The organism is Methylobacterium aquaticum (assembly GCF_001043915.1).
Classification (GTDB): Bacteria; Pseudomonadota; Alphaproteobacteria; order Rhizobiales; family Beijerinckiaceae; genus Methylobacterium; species Methylobacterium aquaticum.
This window is the reverse complement of record NZ_LABX01000026.1, coordinates 14,997-36,889: the sequence shown is the minus strand read 5'-3', so window position 1 is coordinate 36,889 and position 21,893 is coordinate 14,997. Positions and strand designations below refer to the sequence as shown.

General features: G+C 67.1%; 21 protein-coding genes and 1 pseudogene. 11 read left to right on the top strand and 11 right to left on the bottom strand.

Going from position 1 to position 21,893, the window contains the following annotated elements:
- Together VP06_RS03225 and VP06_RS03220 are read left to right on the top strand one after the other, a co-directional pair.
- The coding region (locus VP06_RS03225) for a CobW family GTP-binding protein (protein WP_048462398.1) at window positions 1-978 on the top strand (978 nt) is incomplete at its 5' end.
- Between the two features lie 114 nt (window positions 979-1,092).
- Window positions 1,093-2,061: a GNAT family N-acetyltransferase gene (locus tag VP06_RS03220; protein ID WP_048462397.1), complete on the top strand. Its 969-nt coding sequence runs from the start codon at window positions 1,093-1,095 to the stop codon at window positions 2,059-2,061.
- A gap of 34 nt (window positions 2,062-2,095) precedes the next feature.
- On the opposite strand, the gene VP06_RS03215 is transcribed toward VP06_RS03220, so the two are convergent.
- From VP06_RS03215 to VP06_RS03195, 5 genes are all read right to left on the bottom strand, one after another.
- Entirely contained in the window at window positions 2,096-2,425 is a 330-nt protein-coding gene (locus VP06_RS03215) for an HPr family phosphocarrier protein (protein WP_048462396.1), read from the bottom strand.
- Between the two features lie 165 nt (window positions 2,426-2,590).
- Complete coding sequence (locus VP06_RS03210) at window positions 2,591-2,992, bottom strand: PTS sugar transporter subunit IIA (protein WP_048462395.1); 402 nt, start codon at window positions 2,990-2,992, stop codon at window positions 2,591-2,593.
- An 88-nt stretch (window positions 2,993-3,080) separates the two neighbouring features.
- On the bottom strand, window positions 3,081-3,551 hold the full coding sequence (locus VP06_RS03205; RefSeq protein ID WP_048462394.1) for an HPr kinase/phosphorylase: 471 nt from the start codon (window positions 3,549-3,551) through the stop codon (window positions 3,081-3,083).
- Window positions 3,552-3,555: 4 nt separating this feature from the next.
- Window positions 3,556-5,304, bottom strand: a complete 1,749-nt coding sequence (locus VP06_RS03200) for a stimulus-sensing domain-containing protein (RefSeq protein WP_425350878.1) — start codon at window positions 5,302-5,304, stop codon at window positions 3,556-3,558.
- 136 nt (window positions 5,305-5,440) lie between these two features.
- The gene (locus VP06_RS03195; RefSeq protein ID WP_048462393.1) at window positions 5,441-6,157 is read right to left on the bottom strand and encodes a response regulator transcription factor; all 717 of its coding nucleotides are present in this window, start codon (window positions 6,155-6,157) and stop codon (window positions 5,441-5,443) included.
- Between the two features lie 314 nt (window positions 6,158-6,471).
- Between VP06_RS03195 and VP06_RS03190 the strand changes: the two genes are divergently transcribed.
- The 4 genes from VP06_RS03190 to lepA all read left to right on the top strand — a co-directional run bounded on the left by VP06_RS03190 (window position 6,472) and on the right by lepA (window position 12,490).
- Window positions 6,472-7,239 (top strand): HugZ family pyridoxamine 5'-phosphate oxidase, encoded by a 768-nt coding sequence (locus tag VP06_RS03190; RefSeq protein WP_048462392.1) that lies wholly within the window; start codon window positions 6,472-6,474, stop codon window positions 7,237-7,239.
- Between the two features lie 229 nt (window positions 7,240-7,468).
- A complete protein-coding gene (locus VP06_RS03185; protein WP_048462391.1) occupies window positions 7,469-9,079 on the top strand; it encodes a phosphoenolpyruvate carboxykinase in 1,611 nt (536 codons plus the stop codon).
- Window positions 9,080-9,179: 100 nt separating this feature from the next.
- Complete coding sequence (locus VP06_RS03180; RefSeq protein ID WP_048462390.1) at window positions 9,180-10,265, top strand: NAD(P)/FAD-dependent oxidoreductase; 1,086 nt, start codon at window positions 9,180-9,182, stop codon at window positions 10,263-10,265.
- A 419-nt stretch (window positions 10,266-10,684) separates the two neighbouring features.
- Window positions 10,685-12,490: a translation elongation factor 4 gene (lepA, locus tag VP06_RS03175; RefSeq protein WP_048462389.1), complete on the top strand. Its 1,806-nt coding sequence runs from the start codon at window positions 10,685-10,687 to the stop codon at window positions 12,488-12,490.
- A gap of 717 nt (window positions 12,491-13,207) precedes the next feature.
- On the opposite strand, the pseudogene VP06_RS35895 reads toward lepA, so the two are convergent.
- Window positions 13,208-13,309, bottom strand: a pseudogene (locus VP06_RS35895) (IS5/IS1182 family transposase); the annotation flags it as partial.
- A gap of 166 nt (window positions 13,310-13,475) precedes the next feature.
- Between VP06_RS35895 and VP06_RS03170 the strand changes: the two are divergent.
- Window positions 13,476-15,614 (top strand): TonB-dependent receptor, encoded by a 2,139-nt coding sequence (locus VP06_RS03170; protein WP_082167127.1) that lies wholly within the window; start codon window positions 13,476-13,478, stop codon window positions 15,612-15,614.
- Between the two features lie 325 nt (window positions 15,615-15,939).
- On the opposite strand, the gene VP06_RS03165 is transcribed toward VP06_RS03170, so the two are convergent.
- Window positions 15,940-16,113 carry a metallothionein gene (locus VP06_RS03165; protein WP_048462388.1) on the bottom strand — a complete coding sequence of 58 codons (174 nt, stop codon included), beginning with the start codon at window positions 16,111-16,113 and terminating at the stop codon, window positions 15,940-15,942.
- Window positions 16,113-16,448, bottom strand: coding sequence for an ArsR/SmtB family transcription factor (locus tag VP06_RS03160; RefSeq protein ID WP_342586801.1), 336 nt, complete (start codon window positions 16,446-16,448; stop codon window positions 16,113-16,115). The genes VP06_RS03165 and VP06_RS03160 overlap by 1 nt, the downstream gene beginning before the upstream one ends.
- 42 nt (window positions 16,449-16,490) lie before the next feature.
- On the opposite strand from VP06_RS03160, the gene VP06_RS35890 reads away from it, so the two are divergent.
- Entirely contained in the window at window positions 16,491-16,757 is a 267-nt protein-coding gene (locus VP06_RS35890; RefSeq protein ID WP_156295430.1) for a hypothetical protein, read from the top strand.
- 24 nt (window positions 16,758-16,781) lie between these two features.
- Here the strand turns inward: VP06_RS35890 and VP06_RS35885 are convergent, their stop codons facing one another.
- Both VP06_RS35885 and VP06_RS35880 read right to left on the bottom strand, forming a co-directional pair.
- Window positions 16,782-17,012 carry a hypothetical protein gene (locus VP06_RS35885; protein WP_156295429.1) on the bottom strand — a complete coding sequence of 77 codons (231 nt, stop codon included), beginning with the start codon at window positions 17,010-17,012 and terminating at the stop codon, window positions 16,782-16,784.
- Window positions 17,013-17,015: 3 nt separating this feature from the next.
- Complete coding sequence (locus tag VP06_RS35880; RefSeq protein WP_156295428.1) at window positions 17,016-17,186, bottom strand: hypothetical protein; 171 nt, start codon at window positions 17,184-17,186, stop codon at window positions 17,016-17,018.
- A gap of 787 nt (window positions 17,187-17,973) precedes the next feature.
- Between VP06_RS35880 and VP06_RS03155 the strand changes: the two genes are divergently transcribed.
- From VP06_RS03155 to VP06_RS38870, 3 genes are all read left to right on the top strand, one after another.
- The gene (locus VP06_RS03155; RefSeq protein WP_245291025.1) at window positions 17,974-19,998 is read left to right on the top strand and encodes a TonB-dependent receptor; all 2,025 of its coding nucleotides are present in this window, start codon (window positions 17,974-17,976) and stop codon (window positions 19,996-19,998) included.
- Between the two features lie 81 nt (window positions 19,999-20,079).
- Window positions 20,080-20,274 (top strand): hypothetical protein, encoded by a 195-nt coding sequence (locus VP06_RS35875; protein WP_156295427.1) that lies wholly within the window; start codon window positions 20,080-20,082, stop codon window positions 20,272-20,274.
- Window positions 20,244-20,414 carry a helix-turn-helix domain-containing protein gene (locus VP06_RS38870; protein WP_082167131.1) on the top strand — a complete coding sequence of 57 codons (171 nt, stop codon included), beginning with the start codon at window positions 20,244-20,246 and terminating at the stop codon, window positions 20,412-20,414. The genes VP06_RS35875 and VP06_RS38870 overlap by 31 nt, the downstream gene beginning before the upstream one ends.
- Window positions 20,415-20,660: 246 nt before the next feature.
- On the opposite strand, the gene VP06_RS03150 is transcribed toward VP06_RS38870, so the two are convergent.
- Window positions 20,661-21,683, bottom strand: coding sequence for a TerC family protein (locus VP06_RS03150; protein ID WP_048462387.1), 1,023 nt, complete (start codon window positions 21,681-21,683; stop codon window positions 20,661-20,663).
- Between the last annotated feature and the right edge of the window lie 210 nt (window positions 21,684-21,893).

Genomic DNA, 21,893 nt, shown 5'->3' with positions numbered 1-21,893 from the left:
GTGATCGTCAACGAGTTCGGCGAGGTCGGGCTCGACCACTTGCTGATCGAAACGGTGGACGAGGGGATGATCCTGCTCGGGGCGGGCTGCCTGTGCTGCACCGTGCGGGGCGACCTGATCGCCACCCTGGAGGATCTGCTGCGCAAGCGCGACAACGGGCGGATCCAGCCGTTCCGCCGGGTGGTGATCGAGACCACCGGCCTCGCCGATCCGGCGCCGATCCTGCACGCGCTGCTCTACCACCCCTACGTGGCGATGCGGTACGCGCTCCAGGGCGTGGTCACGGTGGTCGACGCCGTGAACGGCGCGGGCACCCTCGACGCGCATCCGGAGGCCCTGCGCCAGGTCGCGGTGGCCGACCGGCTCGTCGTGAGCAAGGCCGATCTCGCCGCGGGCGGGGACACCGAGGCCCTGTCTGCGCGCCTGGGCCGGATCAACCCGGGCGCCGCGGTCCTGGCGCCGGACGCTCCGGCGGACGTCCTGCTCGGCGGGTTGTTCGACCTCGACGGCAAGGTGGCCGACGTGCGGGCCTGGCTCGGCGCGGAGGCGCGGCACCACGACCACGACCACCACCATCACGGCCATCACCACCACGACGTGAACCGGCACGACGCGGCGATCCGGGCCTTCCATCTGGTGAGCGACGAGCCGGTGCCGCGCGCCGCGTTCGAGATGTTCCTCGACCTGCTGCGCTCCGCCCACGGCCCGAAGCTCCTGCGCCTCAAGGGGCTGGTGGCGCTCGCCGACGATCCGGGCCGGCCGGTGGTGGTGCATGGGGTGCAGCACGTCATCCACACGCCCGCGACCCTGCCGGCCTGGCCCGACGGCGACACCCGCTCCCGGCTGGTGCTGATCGTGCGCGACCTCGACCCCGCCTTCGTGCGCCGGCTGTGGGATGCCTTTCTGGGCCGGCCGGCGGTCGATGCGCCGGACGCCGCGGCCCTGACCGGCAACCCGCTGGTGATCCCCGGCGGCTGATCGAAACCCGTCCCGCAGTGGGCCGGCACGGAGCTTGAAGCGTCGTTCCCGGCGCGGCCGCTGGGGCTGCGCACCTGTCCCGCTCCGGGACGGGTGATCCGGAACGAGGTTGCGATGAGCACTCCCTTCACGCTGATCGAGGGCGGGCTGACGGACACGGTGAGCCTGCGGGCAGAGCTGCGCCATCCCTCCTCGCTGCGCGAGCCCGAGGTGGAGGCTTGGCGCAGCCTGATGGCCCGGGCGATCGAGCCGAGCGTCTATGCCGATCCGGACTATGCCCTGACGATGGCCCAGCACCTCGCCGACGGGCGGACCCTGGCGCTGCTGCTGGTCTGGCAGGACGGCCGGCGCGCCCCGATCCTGCGCGGCGTGCTGCCGCTGCAACTGCCGGCGCGCCAGGGACTGGCCGGCCGCGCCCGGCTCTGGCGCCTGCCGCTCGCCGGCACCGCCGAGGCGGCCATCGATGCGAGCCACACGGCACCGGTCCTGCGCGCGGCCCTCGATCACCTGCGCCGGTCGCCGCTCCATCTCGTCGACCTGCACTGGCCGGACCTGCGGCCGGCTTCGGGGCTGGCGCTCGCCCTCGGCGAGGCGGCGGGCAGCACCGGCCGGCGCCTGACGGTGGCGGACCAGGCCGAGGCACCCGCGCCCGCTCCGGCCCCCCTGACCCTGCCGTCCGGGCGGACCTCGCTCGAGCGGGTGCGCGACCCGGCGCGCCTGCGCGACGCGATCGAGCATGTTCTGGTGCTGGACGCGCGGCGCGGCCCCGACAGCCTGCTCGCCGACCCCGCCGCCGCGACCGCCTTCCGGGTGGTGACACGGCGCTTCGCCCACCGCCGGCAGGCTTGCGTCGATCTGGTCCGGCGGGACGGGGAGGTGGTGGCGGCCGCCGTGCACCTCGCGACCGGGCCGCACGACACGATCTGGCGCCAGGCCGGCCTCTGCCTGGCGCAGGGCCCGGCCCTCGCGCCGGACGCCGCCCGCGTCGAGGCTCTGGTGACGGTGGAGATTGCGGGCTTCGTCCAGCCGCAGCCGCAGCCGCAGCCGACCGGCTTGCGCCGTCTCATGCGCCTGCGGGCCTGACGCCGTCAGGCCCGGACCGGGGCCGCGGACGCCGCTACTCCTCCTCGCCGAACCGGTTGGCGAGGAGGGCGGTGATCGCCTCCATGCAGGACTCCTGGTCGGGCCCGAGCGCCGTGACCCGGATGCTGGTGCCCTGCGCCGCCCCGAGGGTGAGCAGGCCCATGATCGAGCGGCCGCCCACCGTCTCGCCGCCCCGGCTCACCGTGACATCGGAGTCGAACCTCTCCACCGTCTGCACGAACTTGGCGGAGGCCCGGGCGTGAAGGCCGCGGCGGTTGATGATCGGCAGGTCGCGGGCGCTCGCGCCCTCGGGAACCGGCGGCAGCTCGCCGTCGGCGTCGTCTGGATCGGCAAAGGGCGTCATCGTCGGGGCACCTGCTCGGACCCGGTTCGGACCGCCTGTCGCGGTCGTCCGGCTCTCGCGCGTATCGTCGGGAAGCGTCCGGTTACGGTAACCGGGCATTCGCAGAAAGCTAGAGCGAATGAGGCGGCAATCGAGGGCGCGCCGCCCGGTCGCCGCCCTGCTGCCCTATTTGCCGGCGAGCACCCGCGAGGCGACGTTGATGTATTTGCGCCCCGCCTCCTGGGCGTGGAGCACGGCATCGTTCAGGGATTCCTCATCGCGCACGCTGGCGAGCTTGATCAGCATCGGCAGGTTGATGCCAGCGACCACCTCGACCGAGCCGCCATTCATGCACGAGAGCGCGAGGTTCGAGGGGGTTCCCCCGAACATGTCGGTCAGCACGACGACGCCCTCCCCGGTATTCACCCGGCTCACCGCCGACATGATGTCCTTGCGACGGACCTCCATGTCGTCCTCGGGGCCGATGGTGATGGTCTCGAGCTGATCCTGCGGCCCCACGACGTGCTCCAGCGCGGCCTTGAATTCCGTCGCGAGCAGACCGTGGGTGACGAGCACCATTCCAATCATCGACACGAGTTCCGACGCCCCGTTGGAGCCGAGCCGCCATTTTGTGCAGCGCAAAGGCGAGCGCAAGAGCAATGCGGCGGAATCCGCATTAATCGGCGATCACCATGACATGGAGGCGGCGCCAGCGCCACAGCACCGTTCCAGCCCGCCCGGGATCCGGCGACAGGATCATCCTGGGGAGCACCACCTCCCGGAGACGGATCGTCTCCTCCCCGTCCTCGGGCATCCGCGGGGCGGCCTCGGCGAGGTCGACGATGAGGCGCAGGACCGCCGAAGGCACCGTGGCGTCAACGGCTTGCAGCCCGAGCCCGCGGATCTCCAGAAGCCCGGCAAGCGCCGGATGCGGCGCGGCGACGAGGCGCCCGTTCCGCGGCGTCAGACTCACGCGGTCATCGCCGACGAGGGCCACGAAGACGCCCGAGATAGCGCCAATCTGCATCAGGTCACGGACCAGCGTCGATTTGCCGCTCCCGGCAGGACCGCGGATCAGGATCCCGTCCTCGCCCAGCACGACGCAACTGGCGTGGACGGCGCTCAGACTGGCGGGGACGGCGCCCATCGCCTCAGCGGCTCTGGGCCGGGATGCGGACGATGAAGCGGGCGCCGAGCAGCGCCGGCTCGCCGTCCTCGCCGAGTGGCCCGAGGCGGTTCTCGGCCCGGATCGTGCCGCGATGGGCCTGGACGATCTGGCGCGAGATCGAGAGGCCGAGCCCGGAATTCTGCCCGAAGCCCTGCTCCGGCCGGTCGGTGTAGAAGCGCTCGAAGATCCGCTCCAGGGCGTGAGGCGGGATGCCCGGCCCGTCATCCTCCACGATGAGTTCGACGGCGTTGCGCCGCCGCCGCAGGGTCACCCGCACGCTCGCGCCCTTGGGCGAGAACGAGCGGGCATTGTCCAGGAGGTTGTTCACCACCTGGCCGAGCCGGCTGTCATGGCCGAGAATCGCGAAGGCGTCCTCGATGCCGGCCGGCGCCGGCTCGACCGTGAGGTCGATGGCCGCGTCGCCCCGGCGCCGGCGCTCGTTGGCCACCGACACCACCGTGGTGATGAGCTTCCTGAGATCGACCCGGCCCGCCTCGGCCCGGGCGAGCTCCGCGTCGAGACGCGAGGCGTCGGCGATGTCGCTGATCAGCCGGTCCAGGCGCTTCACGTCGTGCTGGATCACCTGCATCAGCCGGGCGCGGGATTCGTCGGTCTTGGCCAGCGGCAGGGTCTCGACGGCGCTGCGCAGCGAGGTGAGCGGGTTCTTCAGCTCGTGCGAGACGTCCGCGGCGAAATTCTCGATCGCGTCGAGGCGCCGGTAGAGCGCCTGGGTCATGTCGCGCAAGGCCCCCGACAGGTGCCCGATCTCGTCGGTGCGACGGGTGAAGTCGGGGATCTCCTGGCGCGACTTGATGCCCGTGCGGACCCGCTCGGCAGCCTCCGCCAGGCGCCCGACCGGGCCGACGATCTGGCCGGCGACCAGCATCGACAGCACCACCATCACGATCGCCGCGATGATGAAGACCTGGAGCAGCGAGAAGCGCTCGGCCGCAATGATCTTGTCGATGTCGCCTTCCTGGGTCGAGAGCAGCAGAGCGCCCCGGACGGTGCGGCCGCGCTGGATCGGAACCGCCACCGACACGATGGTCTCGCCCGGACCGTTGCGGCGCACCAGCGTGCCGCGGGCGCCGCCCAGCGCGCGCTGCACCTCCGGCAAGGTGCGGCCGTCCGCCGGCCCCGGCTCGTCGGCGGAGGAGGGACGGCCGAGCCCCGGCACGTGCGTCCGCACCGCGTTCCAGGCCCGCTCGATCAGGCTCGAGCGATCCTTGTGAAGGGCGGGCGGCTCGCGGCTGAGGTCGCCCCGGATGTAGAGGCCGCGGGAATCGATCAGCATCGTGCCGTCGCGGTCGTAGACCCGGGCGCGGGTGCCGGTGGGGGTGATCAGGCGGCGCAGGAGCGGCGCCACCCGTTCCGGGTTCAGGGAGAATTCGAGGCCTGAGGGCGCCTCGTCGCCGACATTGCCGCTCTCGCCGGCCTGGAGCTGGAGCAGGCGGTCGGGATCGATGGTGATGGCGTCGGTATCGACGGTCGCCGAGGCCGCGATGGCGCCGGCGATGATGTCTCCTTGCGTCAGCAGGCTCTGCACCCGGGCTTCGATCAGGCCCTGGCGGAACTGGTTGAGGTAGAGAAAGCCGACGAGCAGCGCGATCAGACCGGCGAGATTCAGGACCACGATGCGCCGGGTCAGGCTCGAGGCGAAGCGCTGCGCGATCCAGCGCCGGACCGTCCGCGGGCCGAACGGCTCGCGCGCCGCCTCCCCGTCGGGGTCGATCTCGCTCGCCGGCTTCAGGGCCGGGCCGCCGAGGAGGCGGCCGGTGCCGCCGAGAAGGCGGCGCACCGCGCCGCGGGCCGATCCGTCGCTCACGCGGGCACGTCTCTTCAATCCGGGTTTCTGACGGTCACGTGCCTTACATTTCCTTGAAGCGGTAGCCGACGCCGTACAGCGTCTCGATCATGTCGAAGCTGTTGTCGGTCACCTTGAACTTCTTGCGCAGGCGCTTGATGTGGCTGTCGATGGTGCGGTCGTCGACATAGACCTGATCGTCGTAGGCCGCATCCATCAGGGCGTTGCGGCTCTTCACGACGCCGGGACGGTGGGCGAGCGCCTGGAGGATCAGGAACTCGGTCACGGTCAGCGTCACCGGCTCGCCCTTCCAGGTGCAGGTGTGGCGCTCCGGGTCCATCATCAGCTGGCCGCGCTCCAGCGAGCGGGCGGCGGCGGCCTCCGCCTCGCGGGCCGAGGCGCCGGGCCCCGCCTCCTTGGCGGCGAAGCGGCGCAGCACCGCCTTCACCCGCTCGACCAGGAGCCGCTGCGAGAACGGCTTCCGGATGAAGTCGTCGGCACCCATCTTGAGGCCGAACAGCTCGTCGATTTCCTCGTCCTTCGAGGTCAGGAAGATCACCGGCAGGTCGGATTTCTGGCGCAGGCGGCGCAGCAGCTCCATGCCGTCCATGCGCGGCATCTTGATGTCGAAGATCGCGAGGTCGGGCGGCGAATGCTTCAGGCCGTCCAGGGCGGAGGCGCCGTCGGTATAGGTCTGGATCCGGTAGCCCTCGGTCTCCAGGGCGATCGACACGGAGGTCAGGATGTTGCGGTCGTCATCGACGAGGGCGATGGTCGGCATGGGCATTCCCTGGGGCGCGGGCGTCGCCCGCAGGACATACCGGCCCTGCTGAACGTCACCCGACTGGAACCGGTTCCGGACCCGGCGATCTTGCGTGCCGCAGCCCTGTCCACAAAAAGACTGGACAGTGTCCGCGGCGCCACGATTCTGTCTCCCTTAAGGCCATCCCGCCAAAAAAGCGAGCACCGGTGGCGAAGCCGCCACAGGCCGGGGGAGATCGGGCCCGCTCCCCCGCGGCGTCGGGCGGCCTGGACGGGCCGGCCGGCCGGCGCCAAGCTGCCCCACGACGCGGGCGAAGCGAGGGGGTTCATGGCATGGCCGGAGCAGAGGGGAAACAGGCTGCGCCGCTGCCGGCCGCCGAGGCGCCGTTCGATGCGGTGGGTCTCGCCAAGACGCTCCTGCGAACCGTGCGCGCGGGCGCCCTCGCGACCCTGGAGCGGGAGGGCGGCGCGCCGTTCGCGTCGCTCGTCACGGTGGCGACGGATGTCGACGGGACGCCGCTGCTGCTGCTCTCGCGCCTCTCGGCCCACACCCTCAACCTGGAGGCGGATCCGCGCTGCTCGCTCCTGCTCGGCTCCGGCGGCAAGGGCGATCCGCTCGCCCATCCGCGCCTGACCGTGACGGGGAGCGCCGAGCGCATCGCCGAGCCTCGGGCGCGGGCACGCTTCCTCGCCCGCCACCCGAAGGCCGCGCTCTATGCCGACTTCCCGGATTTCGGGTTCTTCCGCCTGGCCGTGCGGGCCGGGCACCTCAATGGCGGCTTCGCCAAGGCCGCGACGCTGACGGCCGGTGAACTCCTCACCGATCTCGCCGGTCTCGAGGCGCTCGCCGAATCCGAGCCCGGCGCCGTCGCCCACATGAACGAGGACCATGCCGATGCCGTCGCGCTCTATGCCACGCGGCTCGCTGGTCAGGAGGCCGGGCCGTGGCGCCTGACCGGGTTCGACCCGGAGGGGCTCGACCTGATGGCTGGCGAGCGGACCGCCCGGGTGCTGTTTCCGGAGCGGCTGGCCAGCCCCGCCGCCCTGCGTCCCGCCCTGGTGGCGATGGCGGCGCAGGCCCGGGCGGTTCCCGCCCCCTGACACAAAGTCCGGCTTGTCACCGCCGATTCGCGCGAATTCGATTGAACCGTGAAGGTTCGCCACCTACTAAAGCACCCCACCGAGGCGTCGTGATCGGCCTCGGCGCGGAGACGTGCGGCTTGCCACGATTGCATAGGCCGCCGCATCCGGCGCAAGGGTGAAGTCAATCGGCCCGATCCGGACCGGCTGCCTGCCGTGTAGTCCGAGGTCGGCGCCAGGAGGAACGGGCGTGAACGACATCGGCGTATTCAACGAGGCGTTCGGCGCCGCCAAGATCGGTCTGCGCAACCTCAAGCGCGTCAACTGGAACCTGGAGGCCCCGAGCCTCTACGAGCACGCCCTGCAGCGCGGCGAGGCGCAGCTGGCCGCCGGCGGCGCCCTGGTGGCCGAGACCGGCATCCATACCGGCCGCTCGCCCAAGGACAAGTTCGTGGTCCGCGACGCCGACACCGAGAACGAGGTGTGGTGGGAGAACAACGGCGGCATCACCCGGCCGCAATTCGAGGTCCTGCTGGAGGACTTCCTCGCCCATGCCGAGAGCAAGGAACTGTTCGCGCAGGATCTCGTCGGCGGCGCCGAGGTCGGCCACCGGGTCCGCACCCGGGTCTTCACCGAATATGCCTGGCACTCGCTGTTCATCCGCAACCTGCTGATCCGCCCGGAGCGCGAGACCCTCGCGACCTTCGAGCCGGAACTGACCATCATCGACCTGCCGAGCTTCCGCGCCGACCCGGCCCGGCATGGCTGCCGCAGCGAGACCGTCATCGCGGTCGATTTCTCGCGCAAGATCGTGCTGATCGGCGGCACCTCCTATGCCGGCGAGATGAAGAAATCGGTCTTCACGTATCTGAACTACGTGCTGCCCAAGGCGGGCGTGATGCCGATGCACTGCTCGGCCAACGTGGGCCATGAGGGTGACTCGGCCCTGTTCTTCGGTCTGTCGGGCACCGGCAAGACGACGCTGTCCTCCGATCCGAACCGCGTGCTGCTGGGCGACGACGAGCACGGCTGGAGCCCGAAGGGCATCTTCAACTTCGAGGGCGGCTGCTACGCCAAGACCATCCGCCTGTCGAAGGAGGCCGAGCCCGAGATCTACTCCACCACCGAGCGCTTCGGCACCGTGATGGAGAACGTCGTCATCGATCCGGTCACCCGCCTGCCGGATTTCGACGATTCCTCGCGCACCGAGAACACCCGCTGCGCCTATCCGCTGCCCTTCATCAGCAATTCGAGCGCGACCGGCCAGGCCGGGCACCCGAAGAACATCGTCATGCTGACCTGCGACGCCTTCGGGGTGCTGCCCCCGATCGCCAAGCTGACCGGCGCCGAGGCGATGTACCACTTCCTCTCGGGCTATACCGCCAAGGTGGCCGGCACCGAGAAGGGGCTGAAGGGCCCGGAGGCGACCTTCTCGACCTGCTTCGGCGCGCCGTTCATGCCGCGTCACCCCTCGGTCTACGGCAACCTGCTGCGCGACCTGATCGCCCGCCACCACGTCGATTGCTGGCTGGTCAATACCGGCTGGACCGGCGGCGGCGTCGGCACCGGGCGGCGCATGCCGATCCGGGTGACCCGCCGGCTGCTGACCGCGGCTTTGGACGGTTCGCTGGCCAAGGCGGATTTCCGCCGCGACCCGTATTTCGGCTTCGCGGTGCCGACTTCGGTGCCGGGCGTCGAGCCGCACATCCTGTACCCGGTCAAGACCTGGCAGGACAAGGCCGCCTTCGCCGAGACCGCCAAGAGCCTGGTCGAGATGTTCCAGAACAACTTCAAGCGTTTCGAGGCCCATGTCGATGCCGACGTGCGCGCCGCCGAGCCGACCATGTCGATCGCGGCGTGAGTTTTTGAGGGCTTGATCGTCCTGAGGGCCCCTCTCCGCGGAGAGGGGCCCTTTTTCATTGTAAGGCTACGGGCGAAGAAGCGAGAGGGAGGAGCGGTCGATGATGGTGCTCGTCGTCGGTGCCGGCGTGGTCGGCCTCGCGATTGGCCGGGAGCTGGCCCTGCGCGGCCACGAGGTGATCGTGGCGGAAGCGGAGGGCGGCATCGGCACCGGCGTGTCCTCGCGCAATTCCGAGGTGATCCATGCCGGGATGTACTATCCGACCGGGTCGGCGAGGGCGCGTCACTGCGTCGAGGGACGGCGCCGGCTCTACGCCTTCTGCGCGAGCCACGGCGTGCCGCATGCGAAGATCGGCAAGCTGATCGTCGCGGCGACCGAGCCGGAGGGGTCTAAGATCGCGGCGATCCACGCGCAGGGGCTGGAGAACGGGGTCGAGGGCCTGGCGCTCCTCGACGGGGACGAGGCCCGGCGTCTCGAACCGAACCTGACCTGCAATGCCGCGCTCCTCTCGACCGAGACCGGCATCGTCGACAGCCACGCCCTGATGCTGGCGCTGCAAGGCGACATCGAGGGGGCGGGCGGTGCGCTTGCCTTCAACACCCCCATCGCGCGCCTCACCCGTTCGCCCGAGGGCTGGGTCGCCCGCTTCGGCGACGACGAGATCACGGTCGATGGCGTGGTCAATGCCGCGAGCTTCGGGGCCCAGACCCTCGCCCGGGCGACCGAGGGCTATCCGGAGACCCGGGTGCCGCGCCTGGTGCTCGCCAAGGGCAACTATTTCGGCTGCACCGGCCGGCCCGCCTTCTCCCGGCTGATTTATCCCGCCCCGGTCGAGGGAGGCTTGGGCATCCACCTCACCCTCGACCTCGCCGGGCGGATGCGCTTCGGCCCCGACGTCGAGTGGATCGACGCGCCCGACTACGAGGTCGATCCCGGCCGCGGCGCCCTGTTCACCGCCGCGATCCGCCGCTACTGGCCCGGCCTGCCGGACGGCGCGCTGGTGCCCGACTATGCCGGCATCCGTCCGAAGCTGTCCGGCCCCGGGGAGGGAGCGGCCGACTTCCTCATCGACGGTCCGGCCGAGCACGGGCTGCCGGGGCTCGTGCATCTCTTCGGCATCGAGAGCCCGGGGCTGACCTCGAGCCTGTCGCTGGCGGAGGACGTGGCGGACCGGCTGGGGGCGTGAGGCTCCCGCACGCCCGGCGTTCAGACGAGCCACGCGCCGTCCATCGTGTCCAACCCTCACCCTCATCCTGAGGCGCTGGTCGATCTTCGATCGCGCGCGATCGAAGATCGACTGACCTCGAAGGAGGGCTCCAGGGATCGCCGAGGGGCCTGGAGCCCTCCTTCGAGGCTGCCGCAAGCGGCAGCATCTCGGCAAGCGGCAGCATCTCGGGATGACGGCGAGAGTGGGGTGAACGGTCGGATCCGCGTCGTCCCGCGATGGCAGGTCCTGCCATTCGGCGTCCACCCCCATCGACACCCGCGTGCGTCCGGCCGCCGTCTTGGCGCGGCGGGGTGCCGCTGCTATCTCCCGTCGACTCTTTCCTTCACCGCCGTGCGCCACGCGCATCGCCGCGCCTGCGCGCCGGAGACAGCCCCACGATGACCGCGTCCCCCATCGACAACATCCGCAACTTCTCGATCGTCGCCCATATCGACCACGGCAAGTCGACCCTGGCCGACCGGCTGATCCAGATCACCGGAGCGGTGGCGGCGCGCGACATGAGCGAGCAGATGCTCGACTCGATGGACATCGAGAAGGAGCGCGGCATCACCATCAAGGCGCAGACCGTGCGCCTGGAATACAAGGCGCAGGACGGGCGCGACTATGTCCTCAACCTGATGGACACTCCCGGCCACGTCGATTTCGCCTACGAGGTGTCGCGCTCGCTCGCCGCCTGCGAGGGCTCGCTGCTGGTCGTCGACGCCTCCCAGGGCGTCGAGGCGCAGACGCTGGCCAACGTCTACCAGGCGCTCGACGCCAACCACGAGATCGTCCCGGTCCTCAACAAGATCGACCTGCCGGCGGCCGAGCCCGACCGGGTCAAGGAGCAGATCGAGGAGGTGATCGGCATCGACGCCAAGGACGCGGTGCCGATCTCGGCCAAGACCGGCCTCAACATCGAGGCGGTGCTGGAGGCGATCGTCACCCGCCTGCCGCCGCCGAAGGGCGACCGCGCCGCCCCGCTCAAGGCGCTGCTGGTCGATTCCTGGTACGATGTCTATCTCGGCGTCGTGGTGCTGGTCCGCATCGTCGACGGCGTGCTCAAGAAGGGCATGACGATCCGCATGATGGGGGCGGATGCGGCCTACGGCGTCGAGCGCCTCGGGGTGTTCCGGCCCAAGATGCAGGACGTGTCCGAACTCGGGCCCGGGGAGGTCGGGTTCTTCACCGGCTCGATCAAGGAAGTGGCCGATACCCGCGTCGGCGACACCATCACCGAGGACAAGCGCCAGACCAAGGAGGCGATGCCGGGCTTCAAGCCGGTGCAGCCGGTGGTGTTCTGCGGTCTGTTCCCGGTCGATGCCGCCGATTTCGAGTCCTTGCGCGGCGCGATGGGCAAGCTCCGGCTCAACGACGCCTCGTTCTCCTACGAGATGGAGACCTCTGCCGCCCTCGGCTTCGGCTTCCGCTGCGGCTTCCTCGGTCTCCTCCACCTCGAGATCATCCAGGAGCGGCTGGAGCGCGAGTTCAACCTCGACCTGATCTCGACCGCGCCGAGCGTGGTCTATCACCTCAACATGTCCGGCGGGGAGAAGCGCGAGTTGCACAACCCGGCCGACATGCCCGACGTGATGAAGATCGACACGATCGAGGAGCCGTGGATCCGCGCCACGATCCTCACGCCCGACGAGTATCTCGGCAGCGTGCTCAAGCTGTGCCAGGATCGCCGCGGCACGCAGATCGACCTCAACTACGTCGGCAAGCGTGCCATGGTCGTCTACGACTTGCCGCTCAACGAGGTGGTGTTCGACTTCTATGACCGGCTGAAATCGATCTCGAAGGGATACGCCTCGTTCGACTACCACATTTCGGATTACCGCGAGGGTGATCTCGTCAAGATGTCGATCCTGGTGAATGCCGAGCCGGTCGACGCGCTGTCCATGTTGGTCCACCGCACCCGCGCCGAGAGCCGCGGCCGGGCGATGTGCGAGAAGCTGAAGGACCTGATTCCGCGCCACCTGTTCCAGATCCCGGTCCAGGCGGCGATCGGCGGCAAGATCATCGCCCGCGAGACCATCCGGGCCCTGTCGAAGGACGTCACCGCCAAGTGCTATGGCGGCGACATCTCCCGCAAGCGCAAGCTCCTCGACAAGCAGAAGGAGGGCAAGAAGCGCATGCGCCAGTTCGGCAAGGTCGAGATCCCGCAGGAGGCGTTCATCGCCGCCCTGAAGATGGATACATGACAGTCAGTATTTAATACCATCGGCCCAAAATGCTGACGCATCGGTCCGATGAATCATCTCGAATTTTTAATACTAGAGCATTTTCCGACGAAGTGGATACCGGTTCGTCATAGAAAATGCGGCAAAATCAAACAGCGAGAGAAGCTTCGCGACTGCAACGCGATCGTGAAGCTCTCTAAGCCAAAGGCTGAGCGACAATTGGAGAACGGAACCAAAAGTCTTTTTCGACGACCGTTGGCATCACCCATTGGTGAGATTGAATGTCGATGATCAGAAGGCAAGCCGCAGGCAACCTTACCAAGGGCTATTGACAATCAGCGCAATCCCTTTCTGATTGCGGCAAGATCAACAAAAGATGAATAACTCTCATCTGTCTTGTCGTATCGGGTTGCAACCCGCCGCGACTGCCTCAGGTCACACAAGAGATTTTTGATTAGATCGCGCCATCGATACATGGCAAAATCGCGGGAAATGACCGTCGTGCGGTTCGATTTCGGTGAGATGACATCCGCCACGCCACGGCTCTCAAGCTCCGACCGCAGGGCATCAGTGTCGAACGCATTGTCACCGATCGACGCGCCAAAGCTGTGCCCAGCCAGAAGCGGCGCAACCGCTAGAGTGCTTCACGATTGCGTTGCAATCGCGAAGCTTCTCTAGCTCTTTGATTTTGCCGCATTTTCTACGACGAACCGGTATCCACTTCGTCGGAAAATGCTCTAGGCTGTCATGGCGATGACCCGGCAGCAGGACGAAGCGGACCAAGTTGCCCAGGGCATCGGCCAGGGCCACGATCTTCGCGGTCAGACCACCTACCCTGCGCCAGCACATGCCGACGCCGCACCCCCAGGGATGCGCCATGCGATGCACACACCTGTTGTAACGATGTAACGACCGCGGCGAATGTGGGCCGGCCGGTGACCGGAAGCTTGTCAGTGCCGACCCGGCGCGCGCAAATGCAACATTATAACGTGCGCGTGGAACTCCGATGCCATACCGTCGCCGCTTGGGCCTGCTGGCGCTCAGCACTGCGCTGCCCCTCGTTCTTGTCGCCACGGCCGCGGCGCGGGCAGAGGATATCAAGCTCGACGAGATCACCGTCTCATCGCCGAGCCCGATCGTTGCACGTCCCACCGGGCCGGTGACCGGCGCGGGATCTGCGTTCCCGACCGGTGTGCTGCCGGTCGTGACCAATACGTTCTCGCCCGTGACCGTCGTCACGCAGCAGCAGATCGCGCGGGATCAGCCGCGCACCCTCGGCGATGCGCTGTTCGACCGGCCCGGCATCTCGTCGACCACCTACGCGCCGGGTGCCGCCTCCCGGCCGATCATCCGCGGTCTCGACAACGCCCGGGTCCGCATCCAGGAGAACGGCATCGTCAACGGCGGTGTGTCCGATCTCGGCGAGGACCACACCGTCCCGGTCAATCCCCTGGTGGCCGATCGCCTCGAGGTGATCCGTGGCCCCGCCACCCTGCGCTACGGTTCGGGCGCGATCGGTGGCGTGGTCTCGGCCGAGAACAACCGGGTGCCGACCTACATCCCGGCGAACGGCTATGCCGGGCAGGTGACCTCCGGCTACTCGACAGTCGATAACGGCCGCCTCGGCGCGGCGACCGTGGATGCCGGCAAGGACGGCTTTGCCGTGCACGCTGATGGCTTCAAGACGGCGAACGACAGCTACGCGATCCCCGGCGGGATCCAGCGCAACTCCTACAGCGAGTCGCAGGGCGGCTCGATCGGTGTGTCGGCGATCGGCGACCGCGGCTTCGTCGGCGTCGCCTTCAGCCACTACGACGCGATCTACGCGATTCCGGGTGGAGAGGCCGAGCAGGCCCGCACCCGCCTGACCCCGAACCAGGACCGGGTGATCTCGCGGGGTGAATACCGTCCGCTGGATGGTCCTATCGAGGTGATCCGCTATTGGGCGGGCTACTCGGCCTACCGTCACGACGAGATCGGCATCGGCGGGGATGGGTTCGAAGGCCAGCAGGCGATCTTCAAGAACCGCGAAGCCGAGGTGCGGATCGAGGCGCAGCACGTCCCCGTGTTCACCACCCTCGGCAAGCTCACCGGTGCCATCGGTGTTCAGGCCGACCGGCGGCTGATCAACACCCAGCTCGAGGCGTTCCTGCCGCGCACCGACTCGCGGGCGGGCGCCGTCTATCTGTTCGAGGAGCTGGAGGTTTTGCCGGGCACGCGCCTGCAGGCGGCGGGCCGCATCGAGGGCGACCGTATCCGCAGCACCGCCGTCCAGTTCCCGGGTGACTACCTCCCGGTCGACGGTGAGGATCCGCTGAGCTACCGGCTCACGCGCCGTTTCGCGCCAAAGAGCGCGAGCTTCGGCCTGCTGCAGGATCTGCCCTACGGCTTCGTGGCGAGCCTCACCGGCTCCTACGTCGAGCGCGCGCCGACCGGCTACGAGCTGTTCTCGCAGGGTCCGCACGACGCCACGGCCACCTTCGAGATCGGCGATCCGACCCTGCGGCTGGAGCGGGCACGCACCGTCGAGGCCAGCATCCGTCACGGTGACGGGCCGCTGCGCTTCGAGGCGACCGGCTATTACACGCGCTACACCGGTTTCATCTACAAGCGCCTGACCGGCACCCTCTGCGACGATGACTTTGCAAGCTGCGGCAGCGGCGACGAGCTACGTCAGATCGTCTACTCACAACAGAACGCCACCTTCTACGGCGCAGAACTCATTGGGCAATATGACGCCCTGCCGATCGGCAATGGGTTCATCGGTGTTGAAGGGCAGTTCGACTTTGTCCGCGCCAAGTTCGACGACGGCACCAACGTGCCGCGGATCCCGCCTTACCGCCTGGGCGGTGGCGTCTATCTCCGTGCCGATGGATGGTTTGCGCGGATAAACCTGTTGCACGCATTCGCGCACACCCAGATTGCCCCATTCGAGACCGACACCCCGGGCTGGAACGATCTGCGTGCGGAAGTGAGCTACACCAAGACGCTTGATCCCGCCGTTTATGGCGCAAGCGAAGTGACGCTCGGGCTGCAGGGACGCAACCTTCTCGACGACGATATCCGCAACTCGGCGTCGTTCAAGAAGGACGAGATCCTGCTGCCTGGCCGGAACGTTCGGCTGTTCCTGACCGCCCGGTTCTGATCCCATACCGGCCTCCGGCAGAGCAACGCCGGAGGCCGACGCCTCGCTTTATACCAATGGCCGAAGATGCTGACGCATCGATTCGATCTCGGGCAGGCCCGAGATCGACGCGGCCGTTGACTCCCTCTCGAATTGTCGATGCCAAGCCCAGATGTCCGGGACCTTGGGCTTGGCGAAAATTCGCGAGCGGCACCAATGGTCGTTTTCTTTCGACCGTTGGTATTAGAGCATTTTCCGACGAAGTGGATACCGGCTCGTCGTAGAAAATGCGGCACAATCAAACAGCTGGAGAAGCTTCGCGATTGCAACGCGATCGTGAAGCGCTCTAGCCGTGACAGGTGCAGCCGGCGTGCTCACAGCCGGCATGGTCCTTGTGGCCGTCGGCACAATCGTCGCAGCAATAGGCTTTGCCGTCACGGCTTACAGCCTTGGCCAGCGGGATCACGCAGACGCAATCCTGGCAGGCACACTTCACCATCTCGACATTGACGCTCGTCATCAGCTTGTTCCTTTGCTGGAAGAACAGGATCCGGCCTCCTCAATCGCCGGATCGTGGGTATGCTCATGCGGCTCGACGAAGTGGGCGATCATGTTGCGGAGAACATCTCGCACATGATCGTCGTCGATCGTGTAGGCGACCTGCCGCCCCTGCCGTGTTGCCCGCATGATCCGGGCGGTGCGCAGCAAACGCAGATGATGGGAGGTGAGAGACTGTGAAAGACCGAGGACCTCACAAATTTCACCAACCAATCTTGCCTCGTCGAGGCAGACCAGGACGATTCGTAACCGGTTTGGCTCACCAAGCAGCCGGAACACCTCCGCGATATCCGTCAACTGAGCCTCAGACAGCTGCGGCACGTCCAGGACCCTCAACACATGAGCACGTGTTCATATGTCGGCGATATCGCTGGAAGAGTCAACCATGCGGTCCTTCCAGTTCGGCCGTCCTTCGCACATCACGGCGTGCGTGCCCCGAAGGCGGAAGGCGTACAGGCGGAGTTGCATGATTTTGAAGAAAAACCGCGCGCCAGAAGATCGAACATGGATGCGAATTTAATCACCATGCCTCATAATCAAACAATCTGGAATCTGATTTTGTCTGGGCATATCGCGATCAATGATTTTTTGAGTCGTCGATACTGATCTCGACAATCCGCTGGTCGGAAATTATTCGAAATAAGCAAACCCCGGTTTTGCCAGGATGGCGGCAGCAGTTTGACGCTTTTCTGACGTGTCCATCGAAGAAGCTTCTTGTTGTGAGCCGCCAAGCGCAAAACAAAATTCCACGATCGACGAGTCCGAATTTGTAAGCCACTCAAAGAGGGGTTTGGCAAATATCACATCGTCTTCATACCCAAGCGACAGCGAAAGGGGCTCTACGGGGAGTTGCGCCGTCATTGCTCACCCTGCTGCGGAGAGTGCCTGGAGCGGCGGCGTGTTGAGGGCATCGCGGATGGCATCGATCGCCCGCATGGCGTGTCGTCGTGCGGTCTCGATGATGCAGCGGATGTCGGCGGTGAGATGGACGCCGCATTCCTGGCGGAAGCCGTTGGTGATCTTGCGGTAGATCACGCAGGGACACAGTGCCGCCTCCGAACCGTTGTTGGTCGGCCCCAACTCCCGGTTCTGGACGAAGACGAACAGGTGCTGGCGGACCTTGAATCATGGCTATCAGGCTCGCCGGCGCATACTTCTCGAACCGCTCGATGACCGCAGACCAGAGCGGATAGGACCCTTGCAATGCTTCAGACAGCGCAGGGATATAATTACAAGAACTGCACCTTAAAAGGCATGCCTCTCATCCGTGTGCTGCTTCCAAATTAGGCCGGTGACCGCAGCCTGTCATGCGGCCCGCGTCAAAGCCCGTTTCGAAACGGGGCTGCAAGCTTAGCATTGAGTGAGCGGCAGGTGTCGGGAGCGTCTGACACTCACCCGAGAGGCCCGTTACTGGCTCCCGCCGTCCGCGCTGACCTTGCGCGCGACACCTTGCCTTACGGAAGAGACCTGGGCGGCACGAGCCGAGCGGTGCTCGCCTGGCTGCCCTCTGCCCCGTTCCGGGCAGGCCACCACGGCGTAACGAGGCAGCGTCGGACGACACTTGAAGCTTGACATTTCAGAACGGCGCCCGTTAGAAACGTCCCGAAATATAGCCAATGCTAATTTTTTTAGTGGATGGACCATGAGTGAGCAGTTTGTCGATGGTTTAGCAGAACCTTCCGGCTACCCGTCGCCAGGCCCGTCTCCCGGTGGTCAGCAAGGCGCGCGAACCCTCCTGCTGGTCAGTTCGATTCTCGCTGCCGGAGCGCTTGGGACGAACCGCGTCGCGGCACAGGAGACGATCGCACTCGACGAGATCAGCGTGACCAGCCCGAGCCCGATCCAGCAGGGCCGCGCCGGAGACGGGACCGGCGCCAGAGTTCCTATCGGCTCCCTACCGGTCGCGACCGACACCTTCTCGCCCGTCACGATCGTGACTCAGGACCAGATCGTCCGCGATCAGCCACGCACCCTCGGCGACGCGCTGTTCGACCGGCCGGGCATCTCGTCGACCACTTATGCGCCGGGCGCCGCCTCCCGGCCGATCATCCGTGGTCTCGACAACGCCCGCGTGCGTATCCAGGAGAACGGCATCTCCAACGGCGGCGTCACCGACCTGGGCGAGGACCACGCCATACCGATCAACCCGTTGGTCGCCAACCGCCTGGAGGTGATCCGCGGCCCCGCGACCCTGCGCTACGGCTCGGGCGCCATCGGCGGCGTCGTCTCTGCCGACAACAACCGTGTGCCGACCTTTATCCCTCCGAACGGCGTTCAAGGCTTGGTCACGACGGGGTATTCCAGCGTTGACAACGGCCGCCTCGGCGCGGCCACGGTGGATGCGGGTGCCGACGGCTTTGCGATCCACGCCGACGGCTTCAGGACGGCGACCGACAGCTACGCAATCCCCGGCGGCGTCCAGCCCAACTCCGCAACCGAGACCCAAGGGGGGGCGTTCGGCATCTCGGCGATCGGCGAGCGCGGCTTCATCGGCATCTCCTACGACCGTTTCGATGCGCGCTACCAGATCCCCGGCGGAGCCGCAGCCGAGGAGCGTGCCTTCTTGAACCCGCGCCAGGACCGGGTGCTCTCGAAGGGTGAGTATCGCCCCCTCGACGGGCCGATCGAGGTCATCCGCTACTGGGCCGGATACTCTGTGTTTCGGCATGACGAGAACGTCCTCGGGCAGACAGGCCAGTTCGAAGTCGGCGCGATCTTCAAGAACCGCGAAGGGGAAGCGCGGATCGAGGCGCAGCACGTTCCGATCAGGACGGATTTCGGCGTGCTCACCGGCGCCCTCGGCGTGCAGGTCAACCGGCGCATCACCAACACCCTCGGCGAGAGCTTCCTTCCGCAGACGGACTCGCGCGCCCAAGCGGTCTTCCTGTTCGAGGAACTCGCGATCGGCAACGGACTGCGCCTCCAGGCCGCTGGCCGCATCGAGAGCGACCGGGTCAACAGCATCGCGGCGCAGTTCCCGAGCGCCTACCTGCCGGAACCGGGTGCCAGCGAGCCGCTGAGGTTCGGCCTGACCCGGCGCTTCGCGCCGAAGAGCGCCAGCTTCGGCGCGTTGCAGGACCTGCCCCTCGACTTCGTGGCGAGCGTGACCGGCTCCTACGTCGAGCGCGCACCGACGGGCTACGAACTCTACTCGCAGGGGCCGCACGAGGCGACCAACACGTTCGAGATCGGCAATCCGTTCCTGCAACTGGAGCGGGCGCGCACGGTCGAGATGAGCATCCGCCGTGGCGTCGGCCCCCTGCGGCTCGACGCGACCGGGTTCTTCACGCGCTATACCGGCTTCATCGCCAAGCGCGAGACCGGTGCCCTGTGCGGGGAAACCTTCGACACCTGCGGGATCGGGACCGCGGACCGCCAGATCGTCTACACGCAGCAGAATGCCGTCTTCTACGGCGCCGAGATCATCGGCCAGTACGATGCGATCCCGGTCGGCAACGGCTTCCTCGGCATCGAGGGCCAGTTCGATGCCACCCGGGCCAAGTTCGACGACAACACCAACGTGCCGCGCATCCCGCCCTACCGGCTCGGCGGCGGCGTCTACCTGCGCGCGGACAGCTGGTTTGCCCGGGTCAACCTGCTGCACGCCTTCGAGCAGAACCGGTTCGGCACCTTCGACACGCCGACGCCGGGCTACAACGATCTGCGGGCTGAATTGAGTTACACGGCACCGCTCGACCCGGCGGTGTACGGGGCGAACGAGATCACGTTCAGCCTCCAGGGCCGCAACCTTCTGAACGACGACATCCGCAATGCCGCCTCGTTCAAGAAGAACGAGATCCTACTGCCCGGGCGCAACATCCGCGCGGCCCTGACGATGCGGTTCTAGATGTTTGGTCCTGGAACTGGAGTTCGGCGATGAAGGTTGGTGGGCCTGCCCCCGCCACGGAGCGCGCCGATGCCTCGTCCCATGCCTGCGGTGCAGCTGAGCCCGGCCGAGCGTGACGCCCTGGAGAAATGGGCCGGGCGTCGCAAGACCGCGCAAGGTTTGGCTGTGCGCGCACGCATCCTGCTGCGGGCCGATGAAGGCGCGTCCAACAAAGCCATGCCGCCGACCTCTCCCTCGATCCGGCCATCGTCAGCAAGTGGCGCAACCGCTTCCTGAGCGACCGCGTCGAGGGGCTCTACGACCGGCCTCGGAGTGGCGCTCCCCGCCGCATTGACGACGCTCAGGTCGAAACCCTGGTGCTCGACACACCGTCGCCTCCTCGCGCCGATCGGCAACGTCCCTCCCGCCGAGGCTGAGGCGCGCGATTATACTCACGTCGGCGATCAAGCCTTGGCCGCCTGACACAAGCCAACAAGCCTCCGAAAAACCCGGAGCGGTTCACAATGCCTGTGTCATCCCCTCTTCGAGGGGCTGGATCAACGTCATTGCGACGAAGCTTGCGACCAGGTCGTGCATCGACGTTTTCCCAAGCTGCAATTCTTGATCGCGCCAGAATCAGGGTGCCGCCCTGGCGCGGAAACCAACGGCACCCCGGCGCCCGGCTACGGCCTCCGGGCCTCACGCTCAGTCCGGTCTGCCGGAGTCGTTCGAGGCGATCCCTGGCCCGGCGCGACCACGCTCCACACCACGCCTCCGAGGAGCAGCCCGAACGTCACTCCGAGCGACAGCGCCGGAGGCAGCTTGTCGAGGGCCAGCAGGTCGGCAATGAAGATCTTGGAGCCGATAAACACAAGGACGGCCGCCAGCGCATACTTGAGGTAGTGGAACCGGTCCACCATCGCAGCCAGCGCGAAATAGAGCGCGCGCAGACCGAGGATCGCAAAGATATTCGAGGTATAGATGATGTACGGATCGGTGGTGATGGCGAAGATCGCAGGGACCGAGTCGACCGCGAAGATGACGTCGGCAACCTCGATCAGCAGAAGCGCCAGGAACAGGGGCGTGATGTGCCAGGCGTGTTCACCCGTCGTCCGATCAGGCTGGCGGACGAAAAAGCGCTCGCCGTGCAAGCTGTCCGTGACCGCGACGCGACGGCGCACGAAGGCGAGCACCGGGTTCGCCCCCACGTCGTATGGACGGTCCTTGACGACCAGCATCTTGACGCCGGTGGCGATCAGGAAGGCGGCGAAGACGTAGAGCACCCATGCGAAATTCGCCACGATGGCCGCACCGAGCCCGATCATGATCGCGCGCAGGACGAGCACGCCCAGGATGCCCCAGAACAGCACCCTGTGCTGAAAGGCGCGGGGGATCGCGAAATAGGCAAAGATCATCGCGATGACGAAGACGTTGTCCATCGCGAGTGCCTTCTCGACGGCAAAGCCCGTCAGATAGGCCATCCCGGCCTTCGACCCGAGCTGCCACCAGATGAAGGCGCCGAAGCCGAGTCCCAGGATGATGTAGAGGGCGCTGGTCGCGAGGCTCTCGCGCACGCCGATGACGCGCCGCTCGCGGTGCAGGACGCCGAGATCCAGGGCGAGCAACCCAGCCACGAGTCCGAGGAAGCCGAGCCACAGCCAGACAGGCTTTCCGAGCCAGTCGACGAACATCATGCTGAAATCCATGACGGGAGCCTTCATGCCGGGACGCAAGGTCGGGAGCGGTCCGACATCGCGAGCGCGCCGGCAGGCACTCGCCAGAGGGGCCCGGACCCTGAGCGCTCCGAGACGTGGGCGGCGTTCCATCAGGCCGCAAGTCGACATCTACAAATGATCGCCATCAAATATTTCAATGCACAGCAATTGGTATGATAATGAGCCGCCGTCTCAGCCATC

What these genes read in the sequence shown, in the direction of transcription:
- VP06_RS03170 (WP_082167127.1), top strand. Translation starts at nt 13,476, where the DNA reads ATGCCATACCGTCGCCGCTTGGGCCTGCTGGCGCTCAGCACTGCGCTG.
- VP06_RS03190 (WP_048462392.1), top strand. Translation starts at nt 6,472, where the DNA reads ATGGCCGGAGCAGAGGGGAAACAGGCTGCGCCGCTGCCGGCCGCCGAG.
- VP06_RS03195 (WP_048462393.1), bottom strand. Translation starts at nt 6,157, where the DNA reads ATGCCGACCATCGCCCTCGTCGATGACGACCGCAACATCCTGACCTCC.
- lepA (WP_048462389.1), top strand. Translation starts at nt 10,685, where the DNA reads ATGACCGCGTCCCCCATCGACAACATCCGCAACTTCTCGATCGTCGCC.
- VP06_RS03180 (WP_048462390.1), top strand. Translation starts at nt 9,180, where the DNA reads ATGATGGTGCTCGTCGTCGGTGCCGGCGTGGTCGGCCTCGCGATTGGC.
- VP06_RS35885 (WP_156295429.1), bottom strand. Translation starts at nt 17,012, where the DNA reads ATGACGGCGCAACTCCCCGTAGAGCCCCTTTCGCTGTCGCTTGGGTAT.
- VP06_RS03150 (WP_048462387.1), bottom strand. Translation starts at nt 21,683, where the DNA reads ATGGATTTCAGCATGATGTTCGTCGACTGGCTCGGAAAGCCTGTCTGG.
- VP06_RS03215 (WP_048462396.1), bottom strand. Translation starts at nt 2,425, where the DNA reads ATGACGCCCTTTGCCGATCCAGACGACGCCGACGGCGAGCTGCCGCCG.
- VP06_RS03165 (WP_048462388.1), bottom strand. Translation starts at nt 16,113, where the DNA reads ATGACGAGCGTCAATGTCGAGATGGTGAAGTGTGCCTGCCAGGATTGC.
- VP06_RS35875 (WP_156295427.1), top strand. Translation starts at nt 20,080, where the DNA reads ATGCCTGCGGTGCAGCTGAGCCCGGCCGAGCGTGACGCCCTGGAGAAA.
- VP06_RS03205 (WP_048462394.1), bottom strand. Translation starts at nt 3,551, where the DNA reads ATGGGCGCCGTCCCCGCCAGTCTGAGCGCCGTCCACGCCAGTTGCGTC.
- VP06_RS03220 (WP_048462397.1), top strand. Translation starts at nt 1,093, where the DNA reads ATGAGCACTCCCTTCACGCTGATCGAGGGCGGGCTGACGGACACGGTG.
- VP06_RS03210 (WP_048462395.1), bottom strand. Translation starts at nt 2,992, where the DNA reads ATGATTGGAATGGTGCTCGTCACCCACGGTCTGCTCGCGACGGAATTC.
- VP06_RS35890 (WP_156295430.1), top strand. Translation starts at nt 16,491, where the DNA reads ATGAGCACGTGTTCATATGTCGGCGATATCGCTGGAAGAGTCAACCAT.